At 70.8% G+C, this 5619-nt stretch carries 4 protein-coding genes and 1 pseudogene; 1 reads left to right on the forward strand and 4 read right to left on the reverse strand.

Annotated features, from left to right (window positions below):
• Positions 1-140: 140 nt before the first annotated feature.
• Positions 141-578, reverse strand: coding sequence for a hypothetical protein (locus ACLN58_RS16880; RefSeq protein ID WP_415856413.1), 438 nt, complete (start codon positions 576-578; stop codon positions 141-143).
• 136 nt (positions 579-714) lie between these two features.
• Here ACLN58_RS16880 and ACLN58_RS16885 point away from each other — a divergent pair, with 136 nt between their 5' ends.
• The gene (locus ACLN58_RS16885) at positions 715-2262 is read left to right on the forward strand and encodes an FAD-dependent oxidoreductase (protein ID WP_415856414.1); all 1548 of its coding nucleotides are present in this window, start codon (positions 715-717) and stop codon (positions 2260-2262) included.
• Between the two features lie 30 nt (positions 2263-2292).
• Here ACLN58_RS16885 and rsmD read toward each other — a convergent pair whose 3' ends face one another.
• The 3 genes and pseudogenes from rsmD to ACLN58_RS16900 all read right to left on the reverse strand — a co-directional run.
• The gene (gene rsmD / locus ACLN58_RS16890; RefSeq protein ID WP_415856415.1) at positions 2293-2871 is read right to left on the reverse strand and encodes a 16S rRNA (guanine(966)-N(2))-methyltransferase RsmD; all 579 of its coding nucleotides are present in this window, start codon (positions 2869-2871) and stop codon (positions 2293-2295) included.
• 102 nt (positions 2872-2973) lie between these two features.
• Complete coding sequence (locus tag ACLN58_RS16895; protein ID WP_415856416.1) at positions 2974-5208, reverse strand: ATP-dependent DNA helicase RecG; 2235 nt, start codon at positions 5206-5208, stop codon at positions 2974-2976.
• Positions 5198-5619: pseudogene (locus ACLN58_RS16900) on the reverse strand (Dak phosphatase); the annotation flags it as partial. The gene ACLN58_RS16895 and the pseudogene ACLN58_RS16900, both read right to left, overlap by 11 nt.

The raw sequence follows: 5619 nt of genomic DNA on the forward strand, positions 1-5619 counted from the left end.
CTCGCGGTTGAGGCGCTCGTCGAGGGCCACGCGGAGCTTCGCGGCGGCGATCTGGACGCGACGGTCTGAGGCGCCCGGGCGCCGCACGGGCAAGCGGGACACGCCAGCGCGCTTCGGTGTCAGTGGGGCCCCCTCGTGGCTCATCGCTCCTCCGCTTCCTCCGGCCCGACCGCCGGACCGTCCCCTCCAGTATGGTCCGGATCGTCTTCGAGGCCCAGCTCATCGTCGAGATAGGCCTCCGCGGCCTCGGCAATGGGTTCGAGCCAGACGGCGTCGAGGAACATGAGTTCTTCGTCGCTCGCCACGAGTTCGCTCCGCGCGAGCGTCGCGAGGAGCTCGGTCCCGATGGCCTGCATCTGCGGATCCGCGCTCACAGTGGCCTCGAGCGCCCATTCCGTGCGGCGCCAGAACTCGGCGCGCCGGTCGGCCTGTGCGCGCTGCCGAAGCGTCCACAGACCCACGATCGCCGCGACGACTGCGGTGGCGAACGTCCCCACGGGGGCGAAGGAGGACACGATCTGCCACCACTGCGGAACGTCTTGGGCGCTCGCGGCGGCGACCTGTTCGAGGATCCTCATGCCTCCACCCTAGGGGCCGGGCCCGACATTTTGGGTCTGCTCAAGATCCGCCGGCCCGCCCCCAAATGGGGCCGTTCTGTCATTGATAAACGTTCACACGCAAGAGATGATCAGCACACAATCCGGAGGTGTCGCAGTGACTCCCGCATCGAATGAACCACGGCCGGAAGGTGAACCCGTCTCGCTCTGGGTCGTTACGGCCGGAACCACCGATTACCCCGCCCTCGACGGGCATGTGGAAGTCGATGTCGCGGTGGTCGGCGCCGGCATCGCGGGGCTGACCGCCGCGCTGGCGCTCAAACGCGCCGGCCACTCGGTCGCGGTCATTGAGGCCGCCCGCGTCGGGACCGGCGTCACCGGCCATACCACCGGCAAGATCACGTCTCTGCACCGCCTGGCCTATGCCACGCTCGCGCGCCGCCACGGCACAGACACGGCCCGCGCCTACGGACAGGCGAACGAGGCGGCGATCGACCACGTCGCGCACGTTGTGGCCGAGGAGGGCATCGACTGCGACTTCCGCCGAGTCGCCAACTACACCTACGCCGAATCCGATGACGCGCTCGAACTCGTTCGCGCCGAAGCCGCCGTTGCCGCGAGACTCGGCCTACCTTCCACGTTCACCACGGAGGTGCCGCTGCCGTTCCCGGTCAAGGGGGCGGTCCGGTTCGACGGGCAGGCGCAAATCCACGCCGTGAGATACCTCCAAGGACTTGCCCGGGCGGTCAACGGTGGGGGCAGCTTCGTCTTCGAGGAAACACGGGCGCAGCAAGTGCGCGACGGCTCCCCCGGCACGGTCGACACTGAGCATGGCGCGGTCCACGCTCATGACATTGTCGTGGCCACCAATGTGCCGTTCGGCGCCCGCGGCCTGTTCTACCTGCGTTGCCACCCACACCGTTCCTACATCGTCGCCGGGCGGGTGGACACCTCGCCCCTGGACGCAACTTTCATCAGCGCCGACGAACCGCTGCGCTCCATTCTGACGGTCAACGTCGGCGGAACGAGCTACGTGCTGACCGGCGGCGAAGGCCATCGCGTCTCGGAGGCCGGAGACACGGCGGGCCGCTACCGCAGACTCGCGGCCTTTGCCCACGACCGCCTGGGCGTCGGCGACGTGGACTACCGCTGGTCGACGCAGGATGCCATGCCGCTCGACGGGCTGCCCTACGTTGGACTCGTATCCCCGCTCGCCAAGCACGTGCATGTCGTCACGGGCCTTCGCAAATGGGGCCTGTCCAACGGAACCGCCGCCGCCCTCATTCTCGCCGATACCCTCAGCGGCCGGGAGAACCGGTGGGCCCGAGTGTTCAACAGCAACCGGATCACCCCCGTAGCCAGCGCCGGACGGTTCATCAGGGAGAACATCAGGACCACGACGGCAATCCTGACGAGGAAGCCCAGCGGGCGACCCACCCGCGAGGGCTTGGCCCCTGGAGCGGGAACGGTCATCAACGTGGCCGGCCAGGAGACTGCCGTCTACAAAGACGAAGATGGGCAAATCCACACCGTCTCTGCAACGTGCACCCACCTCGGCTGCACCGTCGCCTTCAACCCCTCCGACACCACGTGGGACTGCCCATGCCACGGCTCCCGATTCGCCACCGACGGCACGGTCATCCAGGGACCTGCCGCCAAAAACCTCCCACCCGGACCGCCCCGCCTCCCAGAGGGTCTCGCCTAAACAAGGTTTTCCGCGCCTAAGGCGGCCAGATCAGGGCTGCTGCGCGGTCGGTTCGGCGAACCACAGGTGGGTCTCTCCGTATTTCCGATCCGCGTAGTGGGCGAGCCCAGCGGGCCAGGCCGGCTCCGGCGAGCGGGCCGAGCGCTCGACGACGACGAGCGCCTCCGGGGCGAGGCGCGGAGCGACGGCGTCGAGCACCTCGGCGAGCCGGGCCTCGCCGAGCGGGTAGGGGGGGTCCATGAGCACGAGGTCCCAGTGGGCACCCGGCGGGACCTTCTCGAGAAACGCCGACACCTTCGACCGCCGCACCGTGACCGCGCGGCGGCTCACCGCCTCGTTGACGGTCCGGGCGTTGCGCTCGCACACCTGGGCGGCCTTTGCGTCCGACTCGACGAGCTCGACAGTCGACGCGCCGCGGCTCGCCGCCTCGACGCCGAGCGCGCCCGAGCCCGCGTAGAGGTCGAGCACGCGCGCGTGGGACAGCATGCCAAGCGCATCGAGGCGCGAGAACAGGGCTTCCTTGACTCGGTCCGTCGTGGGCCGAGTCGCCGAGCCCGGCACCGCAGCTAGCGGGACGCCTCCCGCGATTCCGGCGATGATCCGGGTCATGCCACGCTCCCTTTCCGCGCTCCCTCGGGCTTTCGCGCCCTCGAGGCCTTCCACGCCCTCCAGGCCTTCCACGCTGTCTCAGTCCGTCCCGACTCCCGGGGCTCAGCCACGCTCGAGGAACACCTCGCGTTCGGGGTCCAGGTAGTCCGCGATCGCGGCGGCGAGCTCGGGGTGCCGCTCGAGCTCGGGATCATCCGCGACGAGTTCGAGGGCGTCCTCGCGGGCGCGCGCAATGACGTCCCCGTCGCGTAGCACGCGCAAGAGGCGCAGCGTCGAGCGACGGCCAGATTGGCTCGCGCCGAGGATGTCCCCCTCGCGGCGGAACTCGAGATCGTGCTGGGCGAGCTCGAAGCCGTCCGTGCTCGCCGCGACCGCTTCGAGCCGCTCCCGGCTCGGGTGGCCGGGCTCGAGCCGCGTGACGAGGAGGCACGTGCCGGCGTGCCCGCCGCGACCCACGCGCCCCCGGAGCTGATGGAGCTGGGCGATCCCGAAGCGGTCCGCGTCGAGAATCACCATGAGCGTCGCGTTGGGAACATCGACGCCGACCTCGACGACCGTCGTCGCCACGAGGACCCCTGTCTCCCCCGCGGCGAACCGCCTCATCGCGGCCGCCTTGGCCTCGGTGTCGAGCCGCCCGTGGAGGACCCCCACCTCGATGCCGGCAAGCGCCGGCTCGGTCGCGAGCTGCTCGGCCGTCTCCGAGACGGACGTGGCCTGGAGCGGCTCGGGGGCCGCGAGGGCGCTCCCGCCCCACGTTGCGGCGTCGAGCTCATCGAGGTCGCCCTCGTCCCCGGCCCCCGCTCCGATCGTGGGGCACACGACGTAGACCTGCCGCCCGGCGTCGACCTCCTCGCGCGCACGCTGCCAGATCCGGCGCTCCCACGACGGGTTCTCGACCAGGCCGACCGTGTGCGTCGCGATCGGCGATCGGCCCGCGGGGAGCTCGCGGAGCACCGAGGTCTCGAGGTCGCCGAAGACGGTCATGGCGACAGTGCGCGGGATCGGCGTGGCCGTCATGACGAGCAGATGCGGGGTCGCAAGGCTCTTGGCCCGGAGCGCGTCGCGCTGCTCGACGCCGAAGCGGTGCTGCTCGTCGACCACCACGAGGCCCAGATCCGCGAACTGAACGTGCTCGGACAGGAGGGCGTGGGTCCCGACGACGATGCCAGCCTGCCCGCTCGCGGCCGCGAGGAGGCTGCGCTTCTTCTCTCCCGCCGACTGCGAGCCGGTCAGCAGGGCGACCTCGACGCCGTCGTCCCCGGCCCCGCCGAGGAGACCCTCCCGCACGAGCGGCCCGAGCGTCGCGCGGATCGACGCGTAGTGCTGGGAGGCGAGGACCTCGGTGGGCGCGAGAAGCGCGGCCTGCCCGCCGTCGTCCACGACCTGGAGCATCGCGCGCAGGGCCACAACCGTCTTGCCCGAGCCGACCTCGCCCTGCAGCAGCCGGTTCATGGGGTGGGGCTGGGAGAGCTCGTGGGCCAGGACCTCGCCGACGTCGCGCTGGCCCGCCGTGAGCTCGAACGGGAGTCCGCGGTCGAAGGCGTCGAGCAGGCCACCTCGGCGGGCCGGGCTCGGGCGGGACGGGAGGGCCGCGTGCTGCGCCCGCCGTCGCGCGAGCGCCGTCTGCAGCACGAGGGCCTCCTCGAAGCGGAAGCGCTGCTGCGCGATGCGCCACTCGGCGTCGTTCTCGGGCACGTGGATCATCCGGTAGGCCTCGGCCGCTGACGGGAGGCCGTACTTGCGGCGCAGCCGCTCGGGGAGCGACTCGGGAACCGAGCTGAGATCGACGGCGCCGAGTACGGTCCCCATGGCCTTCGCGATCGTCCAGCTCGGGATCGCGGCCGTGGCAGGGTAGACCGGGATCGGCCGGCCCGCGAGCTTCGCAGCGGCCTCGGCGTCGAGCTCCTCGGGGTCGAGCAGTTCATAGATCGGGTTGGTGAGCTGGAGGCGTCCGCGGTACATGCCCACGCGGCCCGAGAACATCGCGACCACGCCGCGCGTGAGCTGCCGTGACGCCTTGACGCCGTTGAAGAACGTGAGCGAGAGCGTGCTCGGTCCGTTGGTCTGTCCGGGCCGGTCGCTCACGAGCACCTCGGTGATGCTGCCCTTGCGAGTGTTCATGCGGCGCGTCGAGGAGGAGACCACCTGCGCCATGAGCGTCACATCCTCGTCGAACGGAAGCTCGCGGATCGGGGTCAGCTCGCCGCGCGCAAGATAGCGGCGCGGAAAGTGTCCCAGGAGCTCGCCGGCCGTGGCGATGCCGAGCTGCTCGGCGAACTTCTTGCCGCTGCGCGCGCCGATGACCCGGTCGAGCCCCGTGCTCCGCTCAGCTCGCATGGTCGGAGTGCAGCTCGGTGAGCGAGATGCGCTCGGGTTCGCCGAGGCGTCGGATCTCCGCGAGCGCGCCCTCCGGATCGAGAACATGCACGTGGACCCGCCAGCGAACGCAGCCCGAGTCCTCGTCGAGCGGCCCGAGCGGGCTCATGATGACGGATTCGCCGAGCTCATCGAGCCGGTGGCGCAGACCCGCCGCGTCGAGCGGGCTCAGCGTGATCGTGCACATGAGCTCGACCCCTTGTGCGGGCGGCTGCGTCGCGTGGATGTGCGGATCCTGGACGTCGAAGCCGTGCAGCGCATCGAGGATCGGCTCGGCGAGCCCGACGCCGAGCACGGCTGAGCGCAGCGCGCCCAGCACCAGGAGGAGGCCCACGGCGCCGGCATCGACGACGTTCGCGTCGTGCAGGGTCG

The organism is Sinomonas sp. G460-2 (genome assembly GCF_047759905.1).
GTDB lineage: Bacteria > Actinomycetota > Actinomycetes > Actinomycetales > Micrococcaceae > Sinomonas.

Bases quoted from the DNA above. Each gene is read 5' to 3' on its own strand.
- ACLN58_RS16880 (WP_415856413.1), bottom strand. From the start codon at position 578: ATGAGGATCCTCGAACAGGTCGCCGCCGCGAGCGCCCAAGACGTTCCG.
- rsmD (WP_415856415.1), bottom strand. From the start codon at position 2,871: ATGACCCGGATCATCGCCGGAATCGCGGGAGGCGTCCCGCTAGCTGCG.
- ACLN58_RS16895 (WP_415856416.1), bottom strand. From the start codon at position 5,208: ATGCGAGCTGAGCGGAGCACGGGGCTCGACCGGGTCATCGGCGCGCGC.